19 protein-coding genes, 3 pseudogenes and 1 riboswitch are annotated in these 23,078 nt (G+C 59.6%); of the genes and pseudogenes, 6 read left to right on the forward strand and 16 right to left on the reverse strand.

The window, feature by feature from the left end; all coding sequences use genetic code 11:
• Window positions 1-16 precede the first annotated feature (16 nt).
• The 3 genes and pseudogenes from MUU55_RS15375 to MUU55_RS15385 form a co-directional block, all read left to right on the forward strand.
• Window positions 17-460 (forward strand): MaoC/PaaZ C-terminal domain-containing protein, encoded by a 444-nt coding sequence (locus MUU55_RS15375; protein WP_244761638.1) that lies wholly within the window; start codon window positions 17-19, stop codon window positions 458-460.
• Between the two features lie 138 nt (window positions 461-598).
• Window positions 599-1,723, forward strand: a pseudogene (locus MUU55_RS15380) (IS3 family transposase).
• 16 nt (window positions 1,724-1,739) lie between these two features.
• A pseudogene (locus tag MUU55_RS15385) lies at window positions 1,740-2,434 on the forward strand (IS3 family transposase); the annotation flags it as partial.
• Window positions 2,435-2,676: 242 nt separating this feature from the next.
• Here MUU55_RS15385 and MUU55_RS15390 read toward each other — a convergent pair.
• From MUU55_RS15390 to MUU55_RS15435, 10 genes and pseudogenes are all read right to left on the reverse strand, one after another.
• On the reverse strand, window positions 2,677-3,036 hold the full coding sequence (locus MUU55_RS15390) for a hypothetical protein (protein ID WP_244761639.1): 360 nt from the start codon (window positions 3,034-3,036) through the stop codon (window positions 2,677-2,679).
• Window positions 3,037-3,800: 764 nt separating this feature from the next.
• The gene (locus MUU55_RS15395; protein WP_244761640.1) at window positions 3,801-4,622 is read right to left on the reverse strand and encodes a metallophosphoesterase; all 822 of its coding nucleotides are present in this window, start codon (window positions 4,620-4,622) and stop codon (window positions 3,801-3,803) included.
• Between the two features lie 15 nt (window positions 4,623-4,637).
• Window positions 4,638-5,306, reverse strand: a complete 669-nt coding sequence (locus MUU55_RS15400; protein WP_244761641.1) for an NrtR DNA-binding winged helix domain-containing protein — start codon at window positions 5,304-5,306, stop codon at window positions 4,638-4,640.
• A 949-nt stretch (window positions 5,307-6,255) separates the two neighbouring features.
• A complete protein-coding gene (locus MUU55_RS15405; RefSeq protein ID WP_244761642.1) occupies window positions 6,256-7,032 on the reverse strand; it encodes an ABC transporter ATP-binding protein in 777 nt (258 codons plus the stop codon).
• A gap of 51 nt (window positions 7,033-7,083) precedes the next feature.
• Window positions 7,084-8,433 carry an ABC transporter substrate-binding protein gene (locus MUU55_RS15410; RefSeq protein WP_244761643.1) on the reverse strand — a complete coding sequence of 450 codons (1,350 nt, stop codon included), beginning with the start codon at window positions 8,431-8,433 and terminating at the stop codon, window positions 7,084-7,086.
• Between the two features lie 62 nt (window positions 8,434-8,495).
• The gene (locus MUU55_RS15415; protein ID WP_244761644.1) at window positions 8,496-9,824 is read right to left on the reverse strand and encodes an ABC transporter substrate-binding protein; all 1,329 of its coding nucleotides are present in this window, start codon (window positions 9,822-9,824) and stop codon (window positions 8,496-8,498) included.
• 16 nt (window positions 9,825-9,840) lie between these two features.
• Window positions 9,841-10,893: a branched-chain amino acid ABC transporter permease gene (locus MUU55_RS15420; RefSeq protein WP_244761645.1), complete on the reverse strand. Its 1,053-nt coding sequence runs from the start codon at window positions 10,891-10,893 to the stop codon at window positions 9,841-9,843.
• 3 nt (window positions 10,894-10,896) lie between these two features.
• On the reverse strand, window positions 10,897-11,778 hold the full coding sequence (locus MUU55_RS15425) for a branched-chain amino acid ABC transporter permease (RefSeq protein ID WP_244761646.1): 882 nt from the start codon (window positions 11,776-11,778) through the stop codon (window positions 10,897-10,899).
• Entirely contained in the window at window positions 11,775-12,569 is a 795-nt protein-coding gene (locus tag MUU55_RS15430; RefSeq protein WP_244761647.1) for an ABC transporter ATP-binding protein, read from the reverse strand. Before MUU55_RS15430 ends, MUU55_RS15425 begins: the two co-directional genes overlap by 4 nt.
• Window positions 12,570-13,041: 472 nt before the next feature.
• Window positions 13,042-13,571: pseudogene (locus MUU55_RS15435) on the reverse strand (dihydrofolate reductase family protein).
• 244 nt (window positions 13,572-13,815) lie between these two features.
• On the opposite strand from MUU55_RS15435, the gene MUU55_RS15440 reads away from it, so the two are divergent.
• The gene (locus MUU55_RS15440; RefSeq protein ID WP_244761648.1) at window positions 13,816-14,121 is read left to right on the forward strand and encodes a hypothetical protein; all 306 of its coding nucleotides are present in this window, start codon (window positions 13,816-13,818) and stop codon (window positions 14,119-14,121) included.
• Window positions 14,122-14,497: 376 nt separating this feature from the next.
• Here the strand turns inward: MUU55_RS15440 and nrdF are convergent, their stop codons facing one another.
• From nrdF to nrdH, 4 genes are read right to left on the reverse strand one after another with little or no spacing between them, the layout of a single operon-like run.
• A complete protein-coding gene (gene nrdF, locus MUU55_RS15445; RefSeq protein WP_244761649.1) occupies window positions 14,498-15,487 on the reverse strand; it encodes a class 1b ribonucleoside-diphosphate reductase subunit beta in 990 nt (329 codons plus the stop codon).
• Window positions 15,488-15,501: 14 nt separating this feature from the next.
• Window positions 15,502-17,649 carry a class 1b ribonucleoside-diphosphate reductase subunit alpha gene (gene nrdE / locus MUU55_RS15450; RefSeq protein ID WP_244761650.1) on the reverse strand — a complete coding sequence of 716 codons (2,148 nt, stop codon included), beginning with the start codon at window positions 17,647-17,649 and terminating at the stop codon, window positions 15,502-15,504.
• Entirely contained in the window at window positions 17,646-18,053 is a 408-nt protein-coding gene (nrdI, locus tag MUU55_RS15455) for a class Ib ribonucleoside-diphosphate reductase assembly flavoprotein NrdI (protein WP_244761651.1), read from the reverse strand. The genes nrdE and nrdI overlap by 4 nt, the downstream gene beginning before the upstream one ends.
• 10 nt (window positions 18,054-18,063) lie before the next feature.
• A complete protein-coding gene (gene nrdH, locus MUU55_RS15460; protein WP_244761652.1) occupies window positions 18,064-18,285 on the reverse strand; it encodes a glutaredoxin-like protein NrdH in 222 nt (73 codons plus the stop codon).
• A 253-nt stretch (window positions 18,286-18,538) separates the two neighbouring features.
• Window positions 18,539-18,755: riboswitch (cobalamin riboswitch) on the reverse strand.
• 421 nt (window positions 18,756-19,176) lie between these two features.
• Between nrdH and MUU55_RS15465 the strand changes: the two genes are divergently transcribed.
• Both MUU55_RS15465 and MUU55_RS15470 read left to right on the forward strand, forming a co-directional pair.
• Window positions 19,177-19,689, forward strand: coding sequence for a cupin domain-containing protein (locus tag MUU55_RS15465; RefSeq protein ID WP_244761653.1), 513 nt, complete (start codon window positions 19,177-19,179; stop codon window positions 19,687-19,689).
• A 133-nt stretch (window positions 19,690-19,822) separates the two neighbouring features.
• Window positions 19,823-21,823: an amidase gene (locus MUU55_RS15470; RefSeq protein WP_244761654.1), complete on the forward strand. Its 2,001-nt coding sequence runs from the start codon at window positions 19,823-19,825 to the stop codon at window positions 21,821-21,823.
• Between the two features lie 114 nt (window positions 21,824-21,937).
• On the opposite strand, the gene MUU55_RS15475 is transcribed toward MUU55_RS15470, so the two are convergent.
• Both MUU55_RS15475 and MUU55_RS15480 read right to left on the reverse strand, forming a co-directional pair.
• On the reverse strand, window positions 21,938-22,639 hold the full coding sequence (locus MUU55_RS15475; protein WP_244761655.1) for a DUF899 domain-containing protein: 702 nt from the start codon (window positions 22,637-22,639) through the stop codon (window positions 21,938-21,940).
• 22 nt (window positions 22,640-22,661) lie between these two features.
• A complete protein-coding gene (locus MUU55_RS15480) occupies window positions 22,662-22,889 on the reverse strand; it encodes a hypothetical protein (protein ID WP_244761656.1) in 228 nt (75 codons plus the stop codon).
• Window positions 22,890-23,078: the final 189 nt, after the last annotated feature.

Consider the following 23,078-nt stretch of genomic DNA (forward strand, 5'->3'; position numbering starts at 1 on the left):
AAAGGATGTGGGCAAAATGACCAACCAAGTTGTCGAAGCAATGGCCCGTCTTACCGTTGGCGAGAGCCATATGGTGCGCAAAACGATTTCGGAATCCGACGTCTATCTTTACGCAGGCATTGTCGCCGATTTCCATCCTAATCATATCGATGAAGAGTATGCCGGAAAGCACCTGGGCAGGCGCGTCGCTCATGGTGCGCTTCTACCCGGCTTCGTTTCTCGAGCGACCGTAGAGATGATCGGTGAGCGGTTGAATCCGCCGGGCTATGCGGCACAAGAGTTTCGACTAAAGATGATCTCACCCGCGTATATCGGTGACACAATTACTACAACTGTGACCGTATCGGAGGTCGATCCGGCTCGCCGAAAAGTGCTTATGACTACGGAAATTCACGTAGGCGAGCGTCTCTGCGCGGTAGGTGAAACAACAGTAAAAGTTCTCCGCCCTGTGAATGGTTGACAAACCACATCGAGATTCCGATGCGGCTGCTGAGTCACCTTGATGCTCGGCAAACTACGATTGAGAGGATGAATGCCGCCTGAATAGCCCAAGATTTGTAGACGCGTTCTTTCCTAATTTTGAGGCAAGAAGAGCATCATGAGCAAATCGAATTTCAGCGAAGAGTTTAAGCGCGACGCCGTGCGTCAATCACGGAGCGAGGCTATCGGGTTGCGGAGGTTTCGCAGCGCCTCGGCGTGAGCCAGCATTCCCTGTATGAATGGAAGAAGAAGTTTGGTGCGTCGAACGCCAAAGGCAACGACGAGGCCGAGGAGATCAGGCGGCTGAAGAAGGAACTGGCTCGCGTCACCGAGGAGCGAGACATCCTAAAAAAGCGGCCGCGTATTTCGCCAGGGATGCGAAGTGAAGTGCGCGTTCATTGCCTTGCATCGCTTGCAGTTTTCAGTGCGGACGATGTGCCGTCTCCTGCGAGTTCACCCGAGTGGATTTTACACCTGGCTGAAGAACCCGCTGAGCAGACGAGCCAGCGAGGACAAACGGCAGACCGATCTTCTCCTGAAAGCGTGGGAGGAGAGCGGCAAGGTCTACGGCTATCGAAAGCTGCACGACGACCTTCTCGACCAGGGCGAGATGTGCTGTCCGAACAGGGTCGCACGTCTGACACGCCTTGCCGGGATCAAGGCGCAGATCGGCTACAAACGCCGCCCCGGCATCTACGGCGGCAGGCCTTCCGTCGTCGTCTATAACTCGCTCGACCGGCAGTTTGACGTCGAGGCTCCGGACACGGCGTGGGTCACAGACATCACCTACATCCGGACCTGCGAGGGTTTTGCGTATCTCGCCGTCGTCATCGATCTCTATTCCCGCCGTGTCATCGGTTGGGCGGTGCAGAGCCGCCAAACCACCGACGTCGTATTGCAGGCTCTGCTCATGGCTGTGTGGAGGCGCAAGCCGAAGAACAAGGTGCTGATCCACTCGGACCAGAGTTCGCAGTTCACCAGCATGGACTGGGCCTCGTTCCTCAAGCACCACAATCTGGTTCACTCGATGAGCCGACGCGGCAACTGCAATGACAACGCGGTGGCCGAGAGCTTTTTCAATCTTCTGAAGCGAGAGCGGATACGCCGCAACGTCTACCGTTCACGCGATGAAGCTCGCCAGGACGTGTTCGATTACATCGAGATGTTCTACAACCCGAAACGCAAGCACGCCAGGAACGGGATGCTGTCGCCCATCGAATTCGAGAAGCAGCAGAAAATCTAACCCGAGGGTGTCTACGAAACTCGGGGCTATTCACATCACGGCGATGCTGCATCAGGCTGGCTGGATTGTGAACGTCAAACGGGTTGAGCGTATCTGGCGACGGGAGGGGGGCTGAAAGTGCCGCACAAGCAACCGAAGCGCGGTCGGTTGTGGTTGAACGACAGCTCATGCATCCGGCTTCGGCCGGAATATCCCAACCATGTCTGGTCCTGCGACTTCGTCGAGGATCGTACGCACAACGGCATGCTCAACGTGATCGACGAGTTCACGCGAGAATTTATCGCCATCAGGGTCGAGAGAAAGCTGAAAGCCGTCGATGTCATCGACGTGCTTTCTGACCTCTTCATCCTGCGCGGCTTTCCCACCCACATTCGTTCAGACAACGGCCCGGAAGTTATCGCCAAGGCGCTACGGGAGTGGATCACGGCGGTGGGAGCCAAGACCGCCTACATCATGCCGGGCAGTCCGTGGGAAAACAGCTATTGCGAGAGCTTCAACTCGAAGCTCCGTGACGAACTGCTCAACGGAGAAATCTCCTACACGCTCAAGGAGGCAAAGATCGTCATCGAAAACTGGCGATGTCACTACAACACTGTGCGGCCCCACTCATCGTTGGGCTACAAGCCACAGGCACCCGAAACAGCCGTCTGGCCTCGCCAGAACGGACCAGCTTCAACACCAGCGGTGGCCAGCAGACCGATCATGCACTAACATTCCAAGCGGATCACCCCATGGGGGAAAGCCAGTGCGAGGACCTCGGGCTTCGTTGTCACAGGGAAATTGACATCCACAGTGAGCGATCGCGGCCTCGCAACCGCTCTTAATCCGGGTGAGGAGACGGGATTCGAACCTTGATTGGTTGTCGACTATAATCGTCGATCGCGGGTCGTGCCGCAGTTGGCCGGCAAAGTCGGCTCGCGGTGAGCGACTGGCCCTTCGGAGACGAACGATTATCAGGCCGCGTCGGCGGCACCGGGGTCTTGATCGAAAACTGAAAGCTCCGCGGATATTCGCAATCGGGAGATGGCCTCCCCGACGACCTTTGCCTCAAAGTCCTCACCAGTTACAGCGTCTGCACCATCCTTGCCAGCGCCCATTTCTAAAAACCAATGCTCTTTAGCGTGGCGCAACCAAATTGCCGTCAGATCGAGTGCCGGAACTTCAAATACGTGAAGAACAAAGTGCTTGCGCCGCGTCATGGCAAAATCTGCCGCGTCATTCATACCTTTGTAGATGCTAAAATGAGGGTGTGGATACCGCAATTCGGCCTCAAGTAGTGTCAAACGCCTCGCGCACGTTACATCAAAGAACATGATGCTTTTCCCATCGTGGACAGGATATCGCAATGAAATCCGTTTTCGGGAGTTGAAATCTCCCATCGAAGCTTGAACCAAATCAAGTCGATAAACACCGAAGGGCCGAAAGTAATCCTCTGAGCCGGGCCATGGCTGACGTTCGTAGCCTAATTGTCGCATAAGACGTAGTGCGACTTGACCTTCCTCGGATGAGGCGATTGCTATACTCCAACTCAATGTAAATCCTCCGAGGTTTCGCTATATGGCATCCCCGCATATAGCCCCTTGAGGCGATAGCAGGCAGAAGCATTCCAACCGGTTTAGGAGAATAGTTCACGAGATATGAAACCCACCTTTCGGGAACTCGTGATCCCGGTTGTATGGAGAAAACCAGCAACGCCATTGTGGCGAGCCTTAGAGCCATAGAAACGGGGAGTATGAGTGATCACCTCTACGGTTATCGACAGCATGTCTCTCGGTGCTGTTGATACTTGCTGTCGACGACCACCATGCTGGATGATAGACAGCACGGGTTGTGCAAGTCATGTCAAAGCGGCTGGGTAACACCTCCATTAGTGATGGTTCAGCGCTCGAAAAGATAGCGCGGCGGCAGCCATATTTCTGGCATACCTACCAGCGCTTTTTCCGAGTCGCCGGCTGGGGAAGATGGTGCATCATCGTCTCGATCGGAGAAATGGACGACTTACAGAAGAAGCTGATAAACCGCTAAGTAGAAATCAAGCCTCGGCGGAAGCAGACAGAACAGCTTCCACAACAACGCATCAGACGTAAACTGGATCGACGTCTTCGACGATGCCCGTAAGCATTGAATTCGTTTGCAGGAACTCCACGTGGCCATCGGGTTTGATGTGGATCGCAGAAAGCCGGTCTGTCTTGTATGCGCCCGTGTCTATGCCAATTCGGTGCCGGGCGATCTCACAGCCCAAAGATGGCGTTACGCTATGTCCATGTACGACGACTTTTCCGAAGTCGTATGGCGTCGATAGGAAAGGCTCTCTGATCCACATCAGGTTGCGGCGCGTTTGATCCGCCAAGGAGACGTTGGGGGCCAGTCCCGCATGCACCAAGATATGCTTAGGAAGCTCCACGTAGCGTGCGGCGGAGTGGAATATCTCGAGGTGGTTCCTGGGGAAGTGACGTTCGAGATCGCGAACGGAGAACGTATCTGGATCGAAGTCATAGGAGAGCAATGTCGCCCGGCCGCCGATTTGTCTTATCCAGAAATCAAGCGCAAGGTTCTGCTGGTCACCCGTCAATTCATGTAGGATTCGCAAGGGAAACCAGTCGTGGTTTCCAAGGATAAGCCTTGAACTTGGCGTCCGGGCGAGGGTTTCCTCAACCATCTCCACGGCATCCCTGCTGCGCGGGCCGTGATCGATGATGTCTCCCAGGAAAACTATCGAGAAGTCGACGTTCATTTCGCCTGCACGAACTTCTATCGTCGCGAGCAGAGCACCGAGCAGATCGGCACGACCGTGAATGTCGCCGATGGCGAAAACGTGTTCTCCTTTCATGTTGATCCACTCCCCACGAGAAACTTCAGGCTGTTTATTACCGTATAAAGCGGTTTCAAGCGCACGCATCGCAGGGTTGCAGTTCTAAAGGCGAATGCCGGTATCAAAGGAACCCGGGCGTATCGAGTAATGCTCGGATTTTTTGGTAGCTCCGACTGTGTGCCTTGCTCCTACAGGAACTAATACGTCCGTTCTCAAAATCTTCTGCCGGAAGTTCGCTCCGAATGACGTCGTGCCAACCACAGCATCGTATGCCGCGTTTAACTGGGAGATCGTGAATTCTCGAGGGAGTAGGTGGGCTGGCATGATCGACCATTGTCCGACGTTACGGAGATGCGCAACGGCCGCCAACACCGCGGCATTTCCGTGGTACGGCAGGGAAGGGAGGGCATCGACCGACGATGTCTGAAGCTTCGTTGAACGCTGTAGCGCCGTAGCCACAATTGCCTCTGGTGCCAACGCAATATAGCAAACTTGGACCGTCTGCCTTTCCGGGACGCCGTGCACGACACCAGAAAACGTTTCAAGCTGTTCAATGTATGCGTCCGTGACCGTTGCGCGCCGTTCAAGCGATTGGCGAACCATTTCCTCTAAATCGAGGTCTTCATTTCCTTCAATGCGCTCATCGAACAGACCGAGCCCACTTGTATCAACGTCGGCCTCACCCGGCGCAAGCACCACTCGAAGCTCACCGTCTTCTAACGTGAGCAAGACTGTGCTGACGATCACCTGCGGAGCAACAGAATTGTTCATTTGATCTCGTATCTCCTGACGCCAGCTCCGGCCCATCGCCAAAGCCGTCTCCCACAGCGTTATGCGTAACGGGCTGCCCCTAAGGGCGCTCTGCGGAACATCTCGGCAGGCTTAACGGCGACCGTTGCAGCCGCTTTACCACGCGCACGAGATGCAAACGCAAAGCGCGAAGCCTTGCGGTCGTTGATCGCCAGCAGGTGAACCCGGCCCGTCTGGCTTGGAAAGCCGCCAAGCGCGATGCTCCAGTCGTCGTCCTTGGGCAATTGTTCGAGGGCATGCGATCGTGGACCAGAATTTTCTTAACTCCCTGGAACCACGTAGTCAGTGTATCATCAGCGAAGGAGTGTGCGTCGGGGTCGCCGTCCTTCTACTCCGGGTTTGGCCAGCTCCAACCCTCAATGAAACAGTTGATCAGGGTTTGCAGCTCGGGGACTAAGCCGTCGCAACGGCCGATCACATACGTTGTGGATTTTTGGTCTGATTGCATTTCACGTCCCTGTAAAGTGCTAGCTGGCCGACGTTTACAATCCAGGAGTTGAGGAATGGCTAGGGGACGTACTAAACGAATCGTTTAACTCTGCTGAAACAGTCGCAGTCAGAACTGGGGCCGTCATTCAGTGTTGGATTGAGAACCGGTTCCGAAAATCCCTCCGTAATTACGCCTAAAAATCAGCACAAAGCGACGCCGTACAACGCGTTGAAAACCCATGCTTTTACACGTTGAGGAATATTTGGAGTTCTCGTTGCGGATGTTTTCGGTTCGTTTGGGAATCTTTGGGGTTCGTTTTACAGATGCGGACGCGGCCCATTACGTCGTTAGAGCAAATGTTCCATAATGCTGATTATGTGACTTTTGATGAGCGCAAGGGCAGATTCTATTTCCAAGTGCGACACGCCTTTAACCGACTATTGGCGAGGTTCGATTTGCAGACATTGTACTCTTCCTCACTTACGCCGGCCCACCGAGATAGATGTGATGGAGATCGTCACGGGTCGCCAGTTCGGCAGATGTGCCGGCGAGCGCAACTCGTCCGCTCTCGAGAATATATGCGCGTGAAGCATGGGCAAGCGACAGGGCGGCATTCTGCTCGGCGAGCAGGAAGGCGACGCCCTTTTCCCGGTTGAGGCGCACGATGATCTGGAAGATCTCCTGAACGATCCTGGGGGCGAGGCCCATCGACGGCTCGTCCAGCAGCACGAGGCGCGGCTGCGTGAGGAGAGCACGGCCGATTGCCAGCATTTGCTGTTCGCCGCCGGAGGTAAGCCCGGCCAGGGTTCGCCGTTTGTCCTTCAATCGCGGAAACCAGGCGTAGATGTCGTCGACCCGGCGCAGCAGTTCCTTGCGCGTCGGACGATGGAGAAACGCGCCAGACAGCAGATTCTCCTCCACCGTCAGATGCGCAAAGACATGGCGGCCTTCCAGCACATGCACGATCCCCTGTTTCGCCAGGCGATTTGCGGCGATTCCAAGAATGTCCTGTCCGTCGAAACGCACATGCCCCCGCCGCACCGTCGCCCTGTCGGCCGCGGCAAGACCGGAGACCGCCTTCAGCACGGTGCTCTTTCCGGCGCCGTTGGCACCGAGCAGGGCGACGATCTCCCCCTCCCCGACGGCCAGGGAAACATCAGCAACCGCCAGAATGGCGCCGCCATACACGACCTCGATATCCGAGACCTCTAGGAGGCGGCGAGCGGCGGGAGCGATCGGTGCATGCTGAAGGGTCATCTTGTCTCTCCATGAGGAGAACGGGGCGGCAAACCGCCCCGCTCATAGGGGTCAATTGGTGCCGATATCGCGCGGCGTGATGCCGTGTTCCTTCGCATAGGCTGCGGATTTGGCGTCGATCAGCGGGCGAAGCGCTGCCCGATCGGCCTGCACCCAGTCGCTCACGAGGTGCCAGTTCTCGCCGGTCCACTGCTGCACGCGCACCGCGCCGCCGCCCTCATGATCGGCGGGCGTCAGCTGGAGGTTCTGGACGAGGCCGAGGAAGCCGGCTTTTTCCAGCGCGGCATCGTCAAGCTTGAGGTGTTCCAGCGCCCACTGGCCTTCTTCGCCGGTGATCGGCCTGTTGCCGAATTTCGCCTGCGCCTGCCGGACGACTTCGACCGAGATGACCGCGTTTACCAGGCCGGAATTGTAATAGACGCTGCCGAATGCCTTGGCATCCCGCAGGTCCGACTTGCCGGTATCGATGATGTGCTGCTTGAGACGCTTGTGGATTTCGAAATCGGCGCCTGCCGGATAGGGCGTCAAGGCGAGATAGCCCTTTGCGGCGTCGCCTGCGGGAATGACGTCCTCCTCCGAGGAGGCCCAGACATCGCCGATGATGCGGTCGACCGGGAAGCCGAAGCGCTGTGCCGACTTGATGGCGACCGGCGTGGAAACGCCCCATGTTCTCAGGAAGACCCAATCCGGCTTCTGTTCACGAACCTGGCGCCATTGTGAGGATTGCTCGCTGCCCGGATCGGGGACCGGAATCTGAATATTCTCGAAACCGTATTTTTCCGCAAACAGTGCCAGCGGATCGAGCGTTTCCCGCCCATAGGCGCTGTCGTGATAGACGGTGGCGATCTTCTTGCCCTTGAGCTTGTCGAAACCCCCTTCCCTCTCGGCAATATAGTTCACGATGGCGGACGCTTCGCTGTAGAACGTCACCATGACGGGGAAGATATACGGAAAGACGCGTCCATCGGTCGCTTCGGTTCGGCCATAGGCCATCGTCACGAGAGGGATCTTGTCATCTGCTGCACGGTCCGAAAGGGCATAGGCCGCCGGTGCGCCGTTCGGAAAATAGGCGGCAATCGGTGCGCCGTTCAGGCCGCGCTTGAAGCGTTCGTAGCATTCGATGCCCTTTTCGGCCGTCCATTCCGTCTCGCACTCCTGCCAGACGATCGGAACGCCATTTATGCCGCCCTCCACTTCGTTGATGTAGCGATAGTAGTCGATAATGCCCGCCCAGATCGATGCGCCGGAGGCCGCATAGGGGCCGACGCGATAGCTGGCGATCGGGAAGAACTGCTTGTCGCTGTCCGGTCCCGGCGTCGTGTCGACGGCCTGAGCCGTGCTGGTGAAGACCAGCGCGGAGGCAGCGACGGCGATCGCACCGCGTAAAAATGTCCTGAACATGTTTCTCTCCTGTTGCCGGTGCACGGTGTGGCGGGTTCTGCCGCCACACCCGCGTCTGTGGATCAATTGGTTTCGGTGTCCGGCGAGCGCGGCGTGATGCCGTTTTCCTTGGCATAGGCGGCCGCCCCCTCCTTGATCAGCGGATTGAGCAATTCGTGGTCCGCCTTGATCCAATCGGTCTGGAGAACCCATTTCTCGCCGTCCCAGCTCTGGATACGTGCCGCACCGCCGCCTTCGTGATCGGTCGGCGTGATCCGGATCTGCTGGAGAAGGCCCTTGAAGCCGATTTCCTCCAGGCGCTTGTCATCGATGGTGAGATGTTCGAAAGCCCAGCGGCCCTCTTCGCCGTTCAACGGCCGGGCACCGAAATGCTTGTAACCGGTGCGCAGCGCCTCGACGGCCAGCGCTGCGTTGACGAGGCCGATATTGTAGTTGACCGCGCCGAACAGCTTCTGGTCACGCAGGTCGGACTTGCCCTTGTCGAGGATTTCCGCCTTCAGGCGCTTGTGGATTTCGAAGTCGGTGCCACCCGGATAGGGCGCCAGCGCCGAATAACCGATCGCCGCCGTGCCAGCCGGAATGACGTCGGATTCGGAGCCAGCCCAGACGTCGCCGATGATGTGGTCTGCCGGGAAGCCGAAGCGCTGCGCGGTTTTCAGTGCAACGACCGTCGAGACGCCCCAGGTGCGCAGGAAAATCCAGTCCGGCTTCTCCTCGCGGATCTGGCGCCACTGCGGTGACTGCTCGTTGCCCGGATCAGCGACCGGAATCTGGATGTTCTCGAAGCCGTACTTCTTGGCGAGAACCTCGACGGCCGGCTGGCTTGCGCGGCCATAGGCGCTGTCGTGATAGACGGTGGCGATCTTCAGGCCCTTGAGCTTGTCGAAGCCGCCGACCTTGCTGGCGATATGGTTGATGCCGGTCGATGCCTGGCTGTAGTAGCTAAACAAAAGCGGGAAGGCATAGGGGAAGACGGTGCCATCGACCGTCTCTGTTTTGCCCCCGGCGGGATCGATCAGCGGTATCTTGTCGGCAGCAGCCTTTTCAAGCAGCGCATAGGTCGCAGGCGTGCCATGGGTGAAGAAGAAGGCGAGCGGCGAGCCATCCTTTCCGGCCTTGACCCGCTCGTAGACTTCGACAGTACGGTCTGGGCTCCACTCGGTTTCGAACTCTTCGTAGTTGAGCTTCACGCCCTCGACGCCGCCCTCGACCTCGTTGATGTAGCGGAAATAATCCCGCTCGCCGGCCCACCATAGTTCACCCGATGAGGCATAGGCACCGACGCGATAGGTCGGTAGAGGGATGTATTGACTGACTTCACCGGCCGAGGCCGATGTCATGCCGGAGAGGACGGTGCCCGCGAGAAGCACGGCGGCAAGCAGATGTTTCATGGTTCAACTCCTGGGTTCAAGATGGGAAGAGACGGCGGCGTGCACCCTGTGCCCGCCGCAAGCCGAGCAACCGCGCCAGCCCCTCGGGCTCCTTGATGAGGAACCAGATGATGAGGATGCCGAAGATGGCTTTCTGGATGTTCTGGAGCAGGCCCGCATCGACATGGCCGCTGAAAAGATGCTGAAACAGCCAGTCGAGCGCGAGCGGCAGGAGGCTGACGAAGGCGGCACCGAGATAGGCGCCGCGAATGGTTCCCAGCCCCCCGATGATGATGATGAAGAGGATCTGGTACGATCGCGTCAGGCCGAAGCTCTGCACGCTGGCCGATCCGAGATAGGCAAAGGCCCAGAGCGCGCCGGCAATACCCAGGATGAAGCTGGATACGGCAAACGCCTGGAGCTTCGCGCGAAAGACCGGCACGCCGATGACCGCAGCGGCCGTATCCATGTCGCGTATCGCCATCCAGTTCCGCCCGGTCTGGCCGCGGATCAGATTGAGGGACAGGAGCGTGAGCAGCGCGACAATGCCGAGCGTGAGGTAATAGCGCCCATGCGGTCCGTTCGCCTCGAGACCGAAGAAGGACAGGCCACGAGACAGCGCGATGGTCGCCGAGGAATTGCCGTTGTAGAACCACGGAAATTTCAGGAAAAGCCATTCGAAGAAAAACTGGGCGGCCAGCGTGCTGACGATCAGGTAGAAACCCTTGATGCGTGTCGAGGGAATGCCGAAGGCCAGACCGACCGCACCAGCGATGAGGCCGGCAACAACAAGCGCAAGCGGCAGCGGCAGATCTGGCACGCGCAGCTGCAGCGAAAAGGTGGCGTAGGCGCCGACCATCATGAAGGCGCCTGCGCCAAGCGACAGCTGCCCCGCATAGCCGGTGAGCAGGTTGAGGCCCAGCCCGGCAAGCGACAGGATCAGGAACGGCACGATGATCGCGTTGATCCAGTATTCCGACGCGAGGAAGGGGGCTGCAAGCAACAGTCCCACGGCAGCGGCGGCGCCCAATGCCTTCAGGCCGATGCTGTCGACAGGTTCCGCGGCGGCGGGCAGGTTGATCTCGGACATGGCTCAGACCCTCTCGATCTGTCGTTCGCCGAACAGGCCGGCGGGGCGGATGAAAAGGAAGACGAGGGCCAGCGCATAGGCGAACCAGGGCGTGATGCCGCCGCCGAGATAGGGGCCGATATAGGTTTCGGCCAGGCTCTCCCCTGCCCCGACGATCAGTCCGCCGACGATGGCGCCGGGGATCGAGGTGAAGCCGCCAATGATGAGGACCGGCAGCGCCTTCAGCACGACGAGAGAGAGCGAGAACTGCACGCCCTGGCGCGCACCCCACAAAAGGCCGGCGACAAGCCCCACGAGACCGGCGACCGCCCAGACGATCTGCCAAATGCGGTTGATGTCGATCCCCAACGAAAGTGCTGCGCGGGTATCGTCAGCCACGCCGCGCAACTGGATGCCGATGCGGGTGCGGTTGAACAGCAGCGACAGGACGACAACGATCGCTAGCGCAACGCCTGCCGCGATGAGATCGAACTGGCTGATCATGATATCGCCGACGAAGATCGGCAGGTCCTCTATTCCGAGGTCGAGTGCCCGTACCTGGGATCCCATGATGCCCTGGGCCACCCCCTCAACGAGGTAGGATAGGCCGAGGGTCGCCATGAAGAGCGTCATCGGGCTGCGGTTGGTGAGCGGTCTCAGCAGCAGCTTTTCGATCGCGATCGCCGTGAGGACAAGCAGGGCGATGGTGATGACGATAGCGCCGAGTGCCGGGACGCCCTGGTCGGTGAGCGCGACGAAGGTCAGCGCGGCAAAGAGCAGCAGGGAGCCCTGCGCATAGTTGAAAACGCCGGACGCCTTGTAGATGAGTACGAAACCGATCGCGACGAGCGAATACATGGTTCCCGCGAGCAGACCGCCAAGCAGGGTTTCCAGGAACATGTTCATGCGGCGACCTCCGCGTGTTCGGAACCGAGATAGGCAGCGATAACATCCGGGTTGTCGCGAATGGTTTCCGGCGGACCGTCGACGAGCTTGCGGCCGTAGTCGAGCACCACGACGTGATGGGCAAGCTTCAGAACGATGCCGATGTCGTGCTCGATGAGCACGATGGTCAGGTCCAGCTCCTTGTTGAGCCGCGCGATGACGGCGGCGACCTCCTGCTTTTCCGCGGAGTTCATGCCGGCGAGCGGCTCGTCGAGCAGGAGAAGACGGGGTTTCGCGACGATGGCGCGCGCAATCTCCACTTTTTTCTGCACGCCATACGGCAGCGTGCCGACGATGGTTTCCGCGTGTTTTTCGAGATCGAAGAGTTGGAGGACGTCGTGTGCTCGCTGGCGAAACGCCCGCTCCTGCCCAAGCGCGCGGGGAAGGCGGAATGCTTCCTCGACGAGCGTCACCCGCGAATGTCTCGAAAGGCCTGCGATGACGTTGTCCAGTACGCTCATGCCGGAAAAGAGAGCGTTGTTCTGAAAACCGCGACCGATGCCGCGCCGCGCCGCCTCAAGCGGCTGCATGCGTCGGAAATGTTCACCCTCGAAGACGATTTCGCCCGAATCCGGCACGTAAACGCCGTTCAGAATGTTCAGAAGAGAGCTTTTTCCCGCGCCGTTCGGACCGATCAGCGCACATATTTCGTGATGCTCGACCTGAAACGACAGGTCCGAAATCGCCTTCACGCCCTTGAAGGACAGGGACACGTTTCTGACTTCCAGGGCCGGCCCCGCTGATGTGTTCATCGGATATGCTCCTCAGTTCTTCCTGACGCGCACACGATTGTCCCTCGCCCGCATCGAAGATGGAGCGTGAGGTCTGTGGGCAGGGGATGTTCAACGGTCTGAGCCGTGTTTGGAAATTACGCTGGCCTCATGCTGCCTCGCCGAAGGCCGGCTTAGCCTCCGAGCGTCTGATCGGCTCGATGCCGCGAACAGGATGGGGCAGAACGACGCCATAAGCCCGGCGGTTGGTTCCCCCGGTGATTCACCTTGAAGGCAATGAAGTGGTTTCTCTTGCTCATGAATGTTCGCCCGTTTGACTGGACGGCACATTATGGAGCGGAAACCGCTTCGAACAGATATTCTATTATTTTGATAGAATTAATAGGAGAAGAAATTTCCGTTTGAACGGGGCATCCATAAGAGCTGCCGACAAAGTGAGCTTACACCATGTGCGGCGTCGCCTATGGTCGAGATTTATCCCACGATCTACGTCTCACGCAGGAACGTAGGTCAATCTGAGCACATCCTCAGCAATCCGATCATGCGCTACAAGGCGCAGTCGCGGCCGAGGCCCTGCGAAATACGGACTGCCATGACCAAGCACGACAGGATGCAGGTAGATTCGGTATTCATCGATCAGGCGTGCTCGGTGAGGCTTTGTGCCAGAACCGGCCCGGCGACCTCGATCTCCCCCTCATGTTCTGCCTTCAACCTTCGGATTGCGACCTCAAGATCGTCGCCGACAAGCGTGGCGTTTGGGCCGACAGACGTCAACGAGCGCGAGATGACCCATTTGGGCTGCTTGCGCCATGCTGCTGCAAAGGCCCGTTCGTCCGCGTCCCATTCAGGGTGCTCATCGTCCCAGTAGCGCATAATCTCATACATTTGGCGGCCGTACACGCTGCCCGCCTGCCCGCGCGCTTCCTCGATGAAGTGGCGGAAGAGTGTGGGGCTTGGTGCAAACGCCATATGATCGACGTAGCCATCCAGAGACTGGTTCATACCAAATACGAGCTTGGCCATATCCTGCTTCCCTCCATTTGACGGGATACATCATGCCGATGTGATTGCATTATGCAATCAGTTATGCGGCGATCGGTTGGCTTTCTGTCGCAATGCGTTTGGGAGGCGAGGATCGCGCCTGGCGGTGGCCTCCTGTCCGGACTCAAGCCGGCAGTCGAATGCGGATGACCCATGCAAAGTTTGGGTTGACCGTTTTCCATGGCCAGACGACACTTCGACCGACAGCGAGGCAGGAGGAAAAGCAATGGACGAACCAGACCGGTGGCGCCACATGTCAAGCGCACCGAGAGACGGCAGCCGGGTTCTTGTCACAGTCCGTTCTTCCGAACAGGGCCCAGCGGAAGTGGACGTGGCCTACTGGTCGAACGGTGACCGGTTCGGGGCAGAAGGCTGGCGCGCGTCGGATTCCTCTCCCGGCCGCATTGTCGAATATGCCGAACCGGAGTTGAAATGCTGGATGCCGATGCCCTCGGCCGACCGCAGCCGCGCCTCAGCGCCTTCGCCCTGGCAGGGTGAGGACGCCCAGCAGCTTGACGGATCCGGGATCTGACGGGCCGTTCTGCCACCGGGTTCTGAAACGGGGCATAAGCCGGTGTCAGTGGCCGGGCAGCCCAGGCACCCGGGCGGGAGTGGAGTTCAAGACGTGTAACCGTGCCGGTCGCCCCTACGCCGAACGGCCGCCTCTTTCAGTAAGAAGATTCCGGCGGTGTCGGCGTCCTGTTCGCTGGGATCGTCCGACATGAAGCCTGTTTTCGCTATGTAAACGAAGGCCCTTGCTGGAAATCCTCCACATCGGCGAACGCGTCTCACCTGTTGTTCGACAAGTGGCTTGGGGCCGACCGAGATCACCCCGTCAAGATTTGAACGGAGAGCGCCGCCCCGCATGCGGTCTCGATGGTCGGCGGCGCCCTGTCTACACCCTTCCGTCAGAAATCCCAGTCTTCATCCTCGGTGGCGACTGCCTTGCCGATGACGTAGGACGAGCCGGAGCCAGAGAAGAAGTCGTGGTTCTCGTCGGCATTCGGCGAGAGCGCCGAGAGGATGGCGGGGTTCACCTTGCAGGCCTCGGGCGGGAAGAGCGCCTCGTAACCGAGGTTCATCAGCGCCTTGTTGGCGTTGTAGTGCAGAAACTTCTTGACGTCCTCGGTGAGGCCGACGCCGTCATAGAGCTCCTCGGTGTATTTCGCCTCGTTGTCGTAGAGCTCCAGCAAAAGATCGAAGGCGAAGTCCTTGATCTCCTGCTGCTTCTCCGCGCCCAGTCGCTCGACAGCGCGCTGGAACTTGTAGCCGATGTAATAGCCGTGCACGGCCTCGTCGCGGATGATGAGGCGGATCATGTCGGCCGTGTTGGTGAGTTTTGCGCGACTCGACCAGTACATCGGCAGATAGAAGCCGGAATAGAACAGGAAGCTTTCGAGGAAGACGGACGCGACCTTCTTCTTCAGCGGATCGCCGGAGGCATATTGCTCCATGATCAGCGCTGATTTCCGTTGCAGGAATTCGTTCTCCTCCGACCAGCGATAGGCGTCGTCCACGTCGGGCGTCAGGCAGAGCGTCGAGAAGATCGAGGAGTACGAGCGCGCATGCACCGCTTCCATGAAGGAGATGTTGGAGAGTACGGCCTCCTCGTGCGGCGTGGCGGAATCTTCCATCAGCCTGATAGAGCCGACGCCGTTCTGGATCGTATCGAGCAGGGTAAGACCGGTGAAGACGCGGATCGTGAGCTTCTGCTCCTCCGGCTTCAGCGTCGCCCAGGATGGAATGTCGTTGGAGAGCGGCACCTTTTCCGGCAGCCAGAAATTGCCTGTGAGCCGGTTCCAGACTTCAAGGTCCTTGTCGTCCTCGATGCGGTTCCAGTTGATGGCGCGAATGGCGGCGGCGGCCTTCGGGGCCTTGGTCTTCACTTGGATGTTCATGGTCTTCCCCGATGTCACAGCGCGCACGAAACACAGCCCTGCACTTCCGTGCCGGACAGCGCCATCTGGCGAAGGCGGATGTAGTAGATGGTCTTGATGCCCTTCTTCCAGGCGTAGATCTGCGCCCGGTTGATGTTGCGGGTCGTCGCCGTGTCGCGGAAGAACAGCGTCAGCGACAGGCCCTGGTCGACATGCTGGGTGGCCGCCGCATAGGTGTCAATGATCTTCTCCGGGCCGATCTCGTAGGCGTCTTGGTAGTAGTCGAGATTGTCGTTAGTCATGAAGGCGGCCGGGTAGTAGACGCGGCCAATCTTGCCTTCTTTTCGGATCTCGATCTTCGAGACGATCGGGTGGATCGAGGAGGTCGAGTGGTTGATGTAGGAGATCGAACCCGTCGGCGGCACGGCCTGGAGGTTCTGGTTGTAGAGACCGCCTTCGATCACAGCGTTCTTCAGCTCCAGCCAATCCTGCTGCGTCGGGATGTGAATGCCCGCCTCTTCGAAAATGCCCCGCACCTTCTCCGTCTCCGGCAGCCATTCGGCTTCGGTATATTTGTCGAAATATTCGCCCGAGGCGTATTTCGAATTCTCGAAACCCTTGAAGCTCACGCCCTTCTCGACCGCCAGACGATTGGAGGCACGCACGGCGTGGTAGGTCACCGTGTAGAAATAGATATTGGTGAAATCGATGCCTTCGTCCGAACCGTAGAAAATACGCTCACGGGCGAGATAGCCGTGCAGGTTCATCTGGCCGAGGCCGATGGCGTGGCTGTCGTCATTGCCCTTCTCGACGGAGGGAACAGAGGAAATATGGCTCATCTCGGAAACGGCTGTCAGCGCGCGGATCGAGGTCTCGATCGTTTGGCCGAAATCGGGTGAGTCCATCGCGGCGGCAATGTTGAGCGAGCCGAGATTGCAGGAGATATCCTTGCCCATCTTCGCGTAGGACAAGTCGTCGTTGAATTCGCTCGCCTCGCTGACCTGCAGGATTTCCGAGCAGAGATTGCTCATGGAGATGCGGCCGGCAATGGGGTTCGCACGGTTCACCGTGTCCTCGAACATAATGTAGGGGTAGCCGCTCTCGAACTGGATCTCGGCGATGATCTGGAAGAAGTCGCGCGCCTTGATCTTCTTCTTCTTGATGCGGCCATCCTCGACCATCTCGCGGTACTTTTCCGTCACCGAAATCTCGGTGAACGGCACGCCGTATACGCGTTCCACATCATGCGGCGAGAACAGATACATGTCCTCGTTGTTGCGGGCGAGCTCGAAGGTGATGTCGGGAATGACGACGCCGAGCGACAGCGTCTTGATGCGGATCTTCTCGTCGGCATTCTCGCGCTTGGTGTCCAGGAAGCGCATGATGTCGGGGTGGTGGGCATGGAGATAGACGGCCCCTGCCCCTTGGCGCGCGCCGAGCTGGTTGGCATAGGAGAAACTGTCCTCCAACAGCTTCATCACTGGAATGACGCCGGACGACTGGTTCTCGATCTGCTTGATCGGCGCCCCCATCTCACGAAGGTTGGTGAGCGACAGCGCCACCCCGCCGCCACGCTTGGAAAGCTGGAGGGCTGAGTTGATCGAGCGGCCGATGCTCTCCATGTTGTCCTCGACGCGCAGCAGGAAGCAGGAGACGAGTTCGCCGCGCTGCTTCTTGCCGGCATTGAGGAAGGTCGGCGTTGCCGGCTGGAAGCGGCCGGAAATGATCTCATCGACGAGATCGCGGGCAAGCTGCTCGCTGCCGCGTGCCAGCGCCAGCGCCACCATGCAGACGCGATCCTCGTAACGCTCCAGGTAGCGTTTCCCGTCAAAAGTCTTCAGCGTGTAGGACGTGTAATATTTGAAGGCGCCGAGGAAGGTCGGGAAACGGAACTTCTTGTCATAGGCGTGATCGAAGAGATCGCGCACGAAATTGAAGGAATACTGATCCAGCACCTCCTGCTCGTAGTAGCCCTCCGTCACCAGATAATCGAGCTTCTCCCGGAGGTTATGGAAGAAGACGGTGTTCTGGTTGACGTGCTGGAGGAAATATTGCTTCGCCGCCTGCCGGTCCTTGTCGAGCTGGATTTTTCCGTGCTCGTCATAAAGGTTCAGCATGGCGTTGAGCGCATGATAATCCAGCGCGGTGATTTCCGGCGTCTTGGCCGGTTTTTCAATGGTCATCGTGTCCAAAATCGTTCCAATCCATCTTTGACATTGGCGACATCCTCCGCGGTGCCCAAAAGCTCGAAGCGGTAGAGATAGGGCACACCGCACTTGGCGGATATGACGTCGCCGGCGATCCCGAAGGTCGCACCGAAATTGCTGTTGCCCGCAGCGATCACGCCGCGAAGGTTGGCGCGGTTTTCCGCATCGTTGAGGAAGCGGATCACCTGCTTGGGAACGGCGCCCTTCACACCGCCCTGCCCGTCCTCGCCGCAATAGGTCGGCACGACGAGGACGAAAGGCGTGGCTGCCTTCAGCGCCTCGTCGGCGCGAAGCGGGATGCGGGCGGCTGGAAGGTCGAGCTTTTGCACGAAGCGATGGGTGTTTTCCGACCGGGTGGAAAAGTAGACGAGTTCACCCATTGCCGTCGCTTCAGGCGAGTGCGCTGATCATGTCCGGGCGAAAACCAGCCCAATGCTGCTCGCCGGCGATGACGACGGGAACCTGGCGGTAGCCGAGACCCTGGACGAGCGCGAAAGCCTCCGCATCCTCGGAAACATCGACGACGCTGTAGTCGATGCCCTGGCGGTCGAGCGCGCGGGTGGTCGCGGTGCACTGGACGCAGGAGGGCTTGGAATAGACGGTGATGGACATGGTTTCCTCGTGATCTGGCGATTGGACATGGGAAGTTATTCGGTCATCCGCCGATGACCGTTCGATGAATTGAAAATGACTGGACGGCGGCCTTCAGGGCCGGCCGGACGCGGGGCGCCGCTTACTCGCGCGGATGCACTGGAAACACATTCGACATGACTTCACCCCGAAGCTATTCATACGGGGCACCTGGGGAGACGGCGGGGCGGCATCATTCCGCAACCCATCGCTCGCCTGTCGGACACCCCGCCCGTGGACGTTCATGCTCGAGGCAGGTCTCCTGGCTTGCGGGTCGCGGCACTCGCTCGCCTTCCCAAGGCATTTGCGCCTCAGTGGCTTTGTCGAACGAATGCTCGCCGCTTACAGTTGCGGGGGCAGCTCCGGATTGACGCGGCCATCATGGCCGCCCCGGATTCCCGTCTTAGCCTTCAATTCTGCGAATCGAAGGAACCTCGAACACTAGATATAGTAGACAAGGTAAAAATTGCGTCAATCACTATGATCGGTTATCAACGGTTTCATGTCGAGCGAGGGGCGTTTCGCTTGGCGCGAACTGTGACCCCAATGATATCGGCCGGTCTGCGACGATTTCGTAAGCCTTCCCATCTCCGCAAGATAACTCCCCCAGGCACCGTCATGCCGGATCATATGGCAGCCGGGTGCTGTTTCGATTTCCGGTGCTGTGAGGGCGTGACATGGGACCGGGCTTCAACAGGCGAAGCACTCGGCCCTCTGAACTGCTGCCCCAAGGAAAACGTGTCTCTGCATGTCCAACTCGGCGACGGGGGCTCGCTTTCCGGAACATTCGGCATATGGGAGGGTTGGGTTCTCGGCAATCCGGAGTATGTCCGTGGTCGTCACAGAAGCTGATGCCGAAAGGATGAGACGGCGATGAAACAACCGGCGACGCTTTTCTTCTCCGCCAGCGAATGGGTGCCGAACCACCCGTTTCTGCCCGTGCTCGTCTATCGGGCTGTTCTTGCCGCGGATGTGGACGACCGTGCCCATGCTTTCGAGCAGCTGTTTCGTGCTGCGGGTTGGCTGGGTCTTTGGCGCAACGGCGTGTTTTCCTACCAGCATTATCACGTCGGAGCGCATGAAGTGCTCGGCATAGCCGAAGGGCGCGCCGAGTTGCTGATCGGTGGGCCGGACGGCGAAGCCCTCGAGGTCCGTGCCGGCGATTGCCTCGTTTTGCCCGCAGGCACGGGGCACAAACGCAACGGGGCGAGCGACGATTTTCTGGTGATCGGCGGCTACCCGCCCGGTCAGTATGCCGATATCGCGACGGCCGGTGCCACAGAGGGCGAGTTGAGGATCATCGCGTCTCTGCCCGTTCCAGAGACTGATCCACTTTACGGATCGACTGGCCCGCTGGTCGCATTGTGGCGCAGCGGCGACACATGAACCTTGCCGGCCGGCCGCGCCGTCCCGTGCCTGCACGCCGAGTCGATCCTGTCCCATATGGGACATTGCCCGTCGAAATGTCGATGGCTAGAACGGAGGTGCGAGACTGCTGGTTGCTTGCGGGAGGACATCGATGAAGGTTGTCGAAGCTTCGATTGGGACGTTGCGCGAAGCGCTCCAGACAGGGCAGACGACGAGCGTGGGTCTGGTGGCGGCCTATCTGAACCGCATCGCCTTTTACGATCGGCACGGCATCGCGCTCAATGCGGTGCCGGTACTCAATCCCGACATGTTCGCCGATGCGCGCGCCTCCGATCTGCGGCGTGCGCGTGGCGAAAGCCTCGGCCCGCTCGACGGCATCCCCTATACGGCCAAGGACAGCTACAAGGTGAAAGGGCTGAGCGTCGCATCCGGCTCGCCCGCCTTCGCAGACCTCATTGCAACGGAAGACGCCTTTGCAATTTCCCGCCTTCGGGCCGCCGGTGCGGTGCTGGTCGGGTTGACGAACATGCCGCCGATGGCCAATGGCGGGATGCAGCGCGGCGTCTACGGCCGCGCGGAATCGCCCTACAATCCCGAGTGGCTGACGGCCGCCTTCGGGTCCGGCTCGTCCAATGGCTCGGGCACCGCGACGGCCGCAAGCTTCGCCGCTTTCGGATTGGGCGAGGAAACCTGGTCGAGCGGCCGCGCGCCCGCCGCCAATAACGGTCTCTGCGCCTATACGCCGAGCCGTGGCGTCATATCCGTGCGGGGCAACTGGCCGCTCGTTCCGACCATGGATGTCGTGGTTCCGCATAGCCGGTCGATGGCGGATATGCTGGAGTTGCTCGATATTATCGTTGCCGACGATCCCGAGACGCGCGGCGACCTCTGGCGCCGCCAGACCTGGGTCAACATCCCCAAGGCCTCCGAGATCCGGCCGTCGTCCTATGCGGATATTGCCGCGACCGCGAGCCTTGCCGGCAAGCGCTTCGGCCTGCCGGCGATGTATATCAACGCCGATCCGGCAGCAGGAAGCGGTGCCAGGGTAGGAATTGGCGGGCCGACGGGCCAGCGCATCGAAACCCGCATATCGATGATGGCGCTGTGCTCGGCGGCGCGGGCGGCGCTTGAGGCTGCAGGGGCCGAGGTGGTGGTCACGGATTTCCCTGTCGTCAGCAATTACGAAGGAGACCGGCCCGACGCGCCGACCATTGCAACGCGCGGTCTCGTCAGCGCCGACTATCTTCACCGTGAGATCGTGGACCTCTCCGCCTGGTCGTGGGACGACTTTTTGGCCGCCAATGCCGATCCCAGCCTGTCGCGGCTCACCGATGTCGATGGCAGTCGTATCTTTCCCGCACCGAAAGGCAGCCTGCCCGACCGCTATCACGGCTTCGACGATCACATCGCCGACTACCCCGCCCATCGGCGCGACCATGGGGTGACCTCGTTCGAGGATATTCCAGGTCTTGCCGAAGGGTTTCGCGGCCTTGAGGAGACGCGCCGTATCGATCTGGAAGTCTGGATGGACGAGCTGGGGCTTGATGCGGTCATCTTTGCCGCCGTCGCCGATATCGGCCCGGCCGATGCCGATGTGAACCCCGTTTCTGCCGATCTTGCTTGGCGGAATGGTACCTGGGTCGCCAATGGCAACCTGGCGATCCGTCATCTCGGCATTCCCACGGTGACGGTCCCGATGGGAATGTTGGCCGATATCGGCATGCCGGCAGGACTGACCTTTGCCGGCCGGGCCTGGGACGATACGGCCCTTCTCGCCTATGCCTGCGCCTTCGAAAAGACTGGCGCCTATCGCCAGACACCCCCTCGGACCCCGGAACTACCGGACCTTGCCGTCTCAGCCGGAACAAGCGTTCCGGGCGCGGACGATCTGCGACTTGACGTGGCGATCACCGCCGACTGTCACGGACGTGAGCGCCTGTCGATAAGGACGGAGAGCCAGAGCCGGCTGCTCTGGCTGACGGTGAACGGCGTGCCCGTCGCGTTTCGGCAGGAAGGCGGACAGATCGATGCAAATCTCGATCTGGAGCAGAACACCCGCATTCACAGCGAATGGCGAGGCCCCTACGGGCATATCGTGATTGCTTGCACCGAGGATGCCGCCGCCTATGCCATCGTGGGTGGGGCGGCCTGATCGCGAAGCACGCGGCGCTCTGCCCTCTATCCCGACACCGGCGGGCCGTCCACGGTGAAGCGGAGTGCCCTGCCGTCGCGAACAAGACCTGCCAAGCGACCGCACCGGCGGCCTTTATGCGCCGTACTCGTCGTGCAACCGCACCCAACTCATGGTGCCGCCGGCCTCGTTGCGCCCCTTGGGTGTCAGGTCGAGCCAGTTGAATGCCCCCATCAGCAGCTCGGTCCCGCGATGATAGGTCGAGTAGCTGTGGAAGACGGCGCCGCTCTCGTCCTTCACGAACACGCTCAGACCGAACATGTCGGAACTGCGTTTGATCGTCGTCAGGCCATAATTGTAGAGAGCCTGCCCCGCCTCGCGATCCTCTCGCGTAAAGGCTACGTCGAAATCATAGCTGAAGTCGCCGTCACCAGCCGAAACCCACGGAAATGTCCAGCCCATCCGCTTCTTCACGCCCTCTATACGGCCAATCGGCGCGCGAGACACGGCGGCGAAGGAAAGATCGGCGTGTTCGAAATGCTGTCGGGCTGCGTCGGCGTGGTCCATGGTGTAGGAGCAGCCCGGGCAGATGTGGTCCGAATCCGGTGGCATCATGAAATGATAGACGGCTAGCTGGTTGCGCTCGCCGAAGAGTTCGCCGAGGGTGATTTTCCCGTCGGGGCCTTGAAAGGCGTAAACCTTTTCGATCCGGACCCAGGGAAGCCTCCGGCGCTCCGCGCGCAGTTCGTCGAGAGCGTGGGTCGCAGCGCGCTCCTTCTCGAACAACGCCTTGCGCGCGCTGAGCCATTCCTCGCGCGAAACAATCTCGTGTCGCATCGTCTTTCTCCTTGTTGTTCAGTCAGTGGCGCCGGGCGAGCTTCAGCCAGGGAGCCAGGTGGAAGAGCGTCATCAGCAGGTACATCACCGTCATGCTGCCGAGCGGCGAGGGATTGGCGCCTGTGCCGCAAATCGACATCTGAGAGACGTCGAGCGCCGAAACCAAGGCCATCAGCGCGAAGGTCGGCGAGGCGGCCAGCGCGGGCCAGCGGGTGTCTTCCCTCGGCGGGTTTCCTGCGGTTGTCGTCATCGTTCTGCTCCCGACATTCGATTGAAGTACCCTACAGGCCATCAAAGGCCGCTCGAGAGTTACAAATCTGGCGGGATTCCGTTGCACCACACGGCCGATGAGGCGCGTGGGCGACGACCGAATGAAAAATCAATGCCATACCCGATTGCGGAGCACTCTCCGCTCTCATATCTCTTCGCCTAGGATGCC

The organism is Shinella curvata, from assembly GCF_022899935.1.
Lineage (GTDB): Bacteria > Pseudomonadota > Alphaproteobacteria > Rhizobiales > Rhizobiaceae > Shinella > Shinella curvata.

Excerpts from the sequence above, each read along its gene's own strand:
- nrdI (WP_244761651.1), bottom strand. The coding sequence starts at position 18,053 with ATGGGTGAACTCGTCTACTTTTCCACCCGGTCGGAAAACACCCATCGC.
- nrdH (WP_244761652.1), bottom strand. The coding sequence starts at position 18,285 with ATGTCCATCACCGTCTATTCCAAGCCCTCCTGCGTCCAGTGCACCGCG.
- MUU55_RS15425 (WP_244761646.1), bottom strand. The coding sequence starts at position 11,778 with ATGAACATGTTCCTGGAAACCCTGCTTGGCGGTCTGCTCGCGGGAACC.
- MUU55_RS15410 (WP_244761643.1), bottom strand. The coding sequence starts at position 8,433 with ATGTTCAGGACATTTTTACGCGGTGCGATCGCCGTCGCTGCCTCCGCG.
- MUU55_RS15390 (WP_244761639.1), bottom strand. The coding sequence starts at position 3,036 with ATGTTCTTTGATGTAACGTGCGCGAGGCGTTTGACACTACTTGAGGCC.
- MUU55_RS15480 (WP_244761656.1), bottom strand. The coding sequence starts at position 22,889 with ATGACGACAACCGCAGGAAACCCGCCGAGGGAAGACACCCGCTGGCCC.
- MUU55_RS15465 (WP_244761653.1), top strand. The coding sequence starts at position 19,177 with ATGAAACAACCGGCGACGCTTTTCTTCTCCGCCAGCGAATGGGTGCCG.
- MUU55_RS15375 (WP_244761638.1), top strand. The coding sequence starts at position 17 with ATGACCAACCAAGTTGTCGAAGCAATGGCCCGTCTTACCGTTGGCGAG.
- MUU55_RS15405 (WP_244761642.1), bottom strand. The coding sequence starts at position 7,032 with ATGACCCTTCAGCATGCACCGATCGCTCCCGCCGCTCGCCGCCTCCTA.
- MUU55_RS15420 (WP_244761645.1), bottom strand. The coding sequence starts at position 10,893 with ATGTCCGAGATCAACCTGCCCGCCGCCGCGGAACCTGTCGACAGCATC.
- MUU55_RS15475 (WP_244761655.1), bottom strand. The coding sequence starts at position 22,639 with ATGCGACACGAGATTGTTTCGCGCGAGGAATGGCTCAGCGCGCGCAAG.
- MUU55_RS15415 (WP_244761644.1), bottom strand. The coding sequence starts at position 9,824 with ATGAAACATCTGCTTGCCGCCGTGCTTCTCGCGGGCACCGTCCTCTCC.
- MUU55_RS15400 (WP_244761641.1), bottom strand. The coding sequence starts at position 5,306 with ATGAACAATTCTGTTGCTCCGCAGGTGATCGTCAGCACAGTCTTGCTC.
- nrdE (WP_244761650.1), bottom strand. The coding sequence starts at position 17,649 with ATGACCATTGAAAAACCGGCCAAGACGCCGGAAATCACCGCGCTGGAT.
- MUU55_RS15440 (WP_244761648.1), top strand. The coding sequence starts at position 13,816 with ATGGACGAACCAGACCGGTGGCGCCACATGTCAAGCGCACCGAGAGAC.
- MUU55_RS15395 (WP_244761640.1), bottom strand. The coding sequence starts at position 4,622 with ATGCGTGCGCTTGAAACCGCTTTATACGGTAATAAACAGCCTGAAGTT.
- MUU55_RS15470 (WP_244761654.1), top strand. The coding sequence starts at position 19,823 with ATGAAGGTTGTCGAAGCTTCGATTGGGACGTTGCGCGAAGCGCTCCAG.
- nrdF (WP_244761649.1), bottom strand. The coding sequence starts at position 15,487 with ATGAACATCCAAGTGAAGACCAAGGCCCCGAAGGCCGCCGCCGCCATT.
- MUU55_RS15430 (WP_244761647.1), bottom strand. The coding sequence starts at position 12,569 with ATGAACACATCAGCGGGGCCGGCCCTGGAAGTCAGAAACGTGTCCCTG.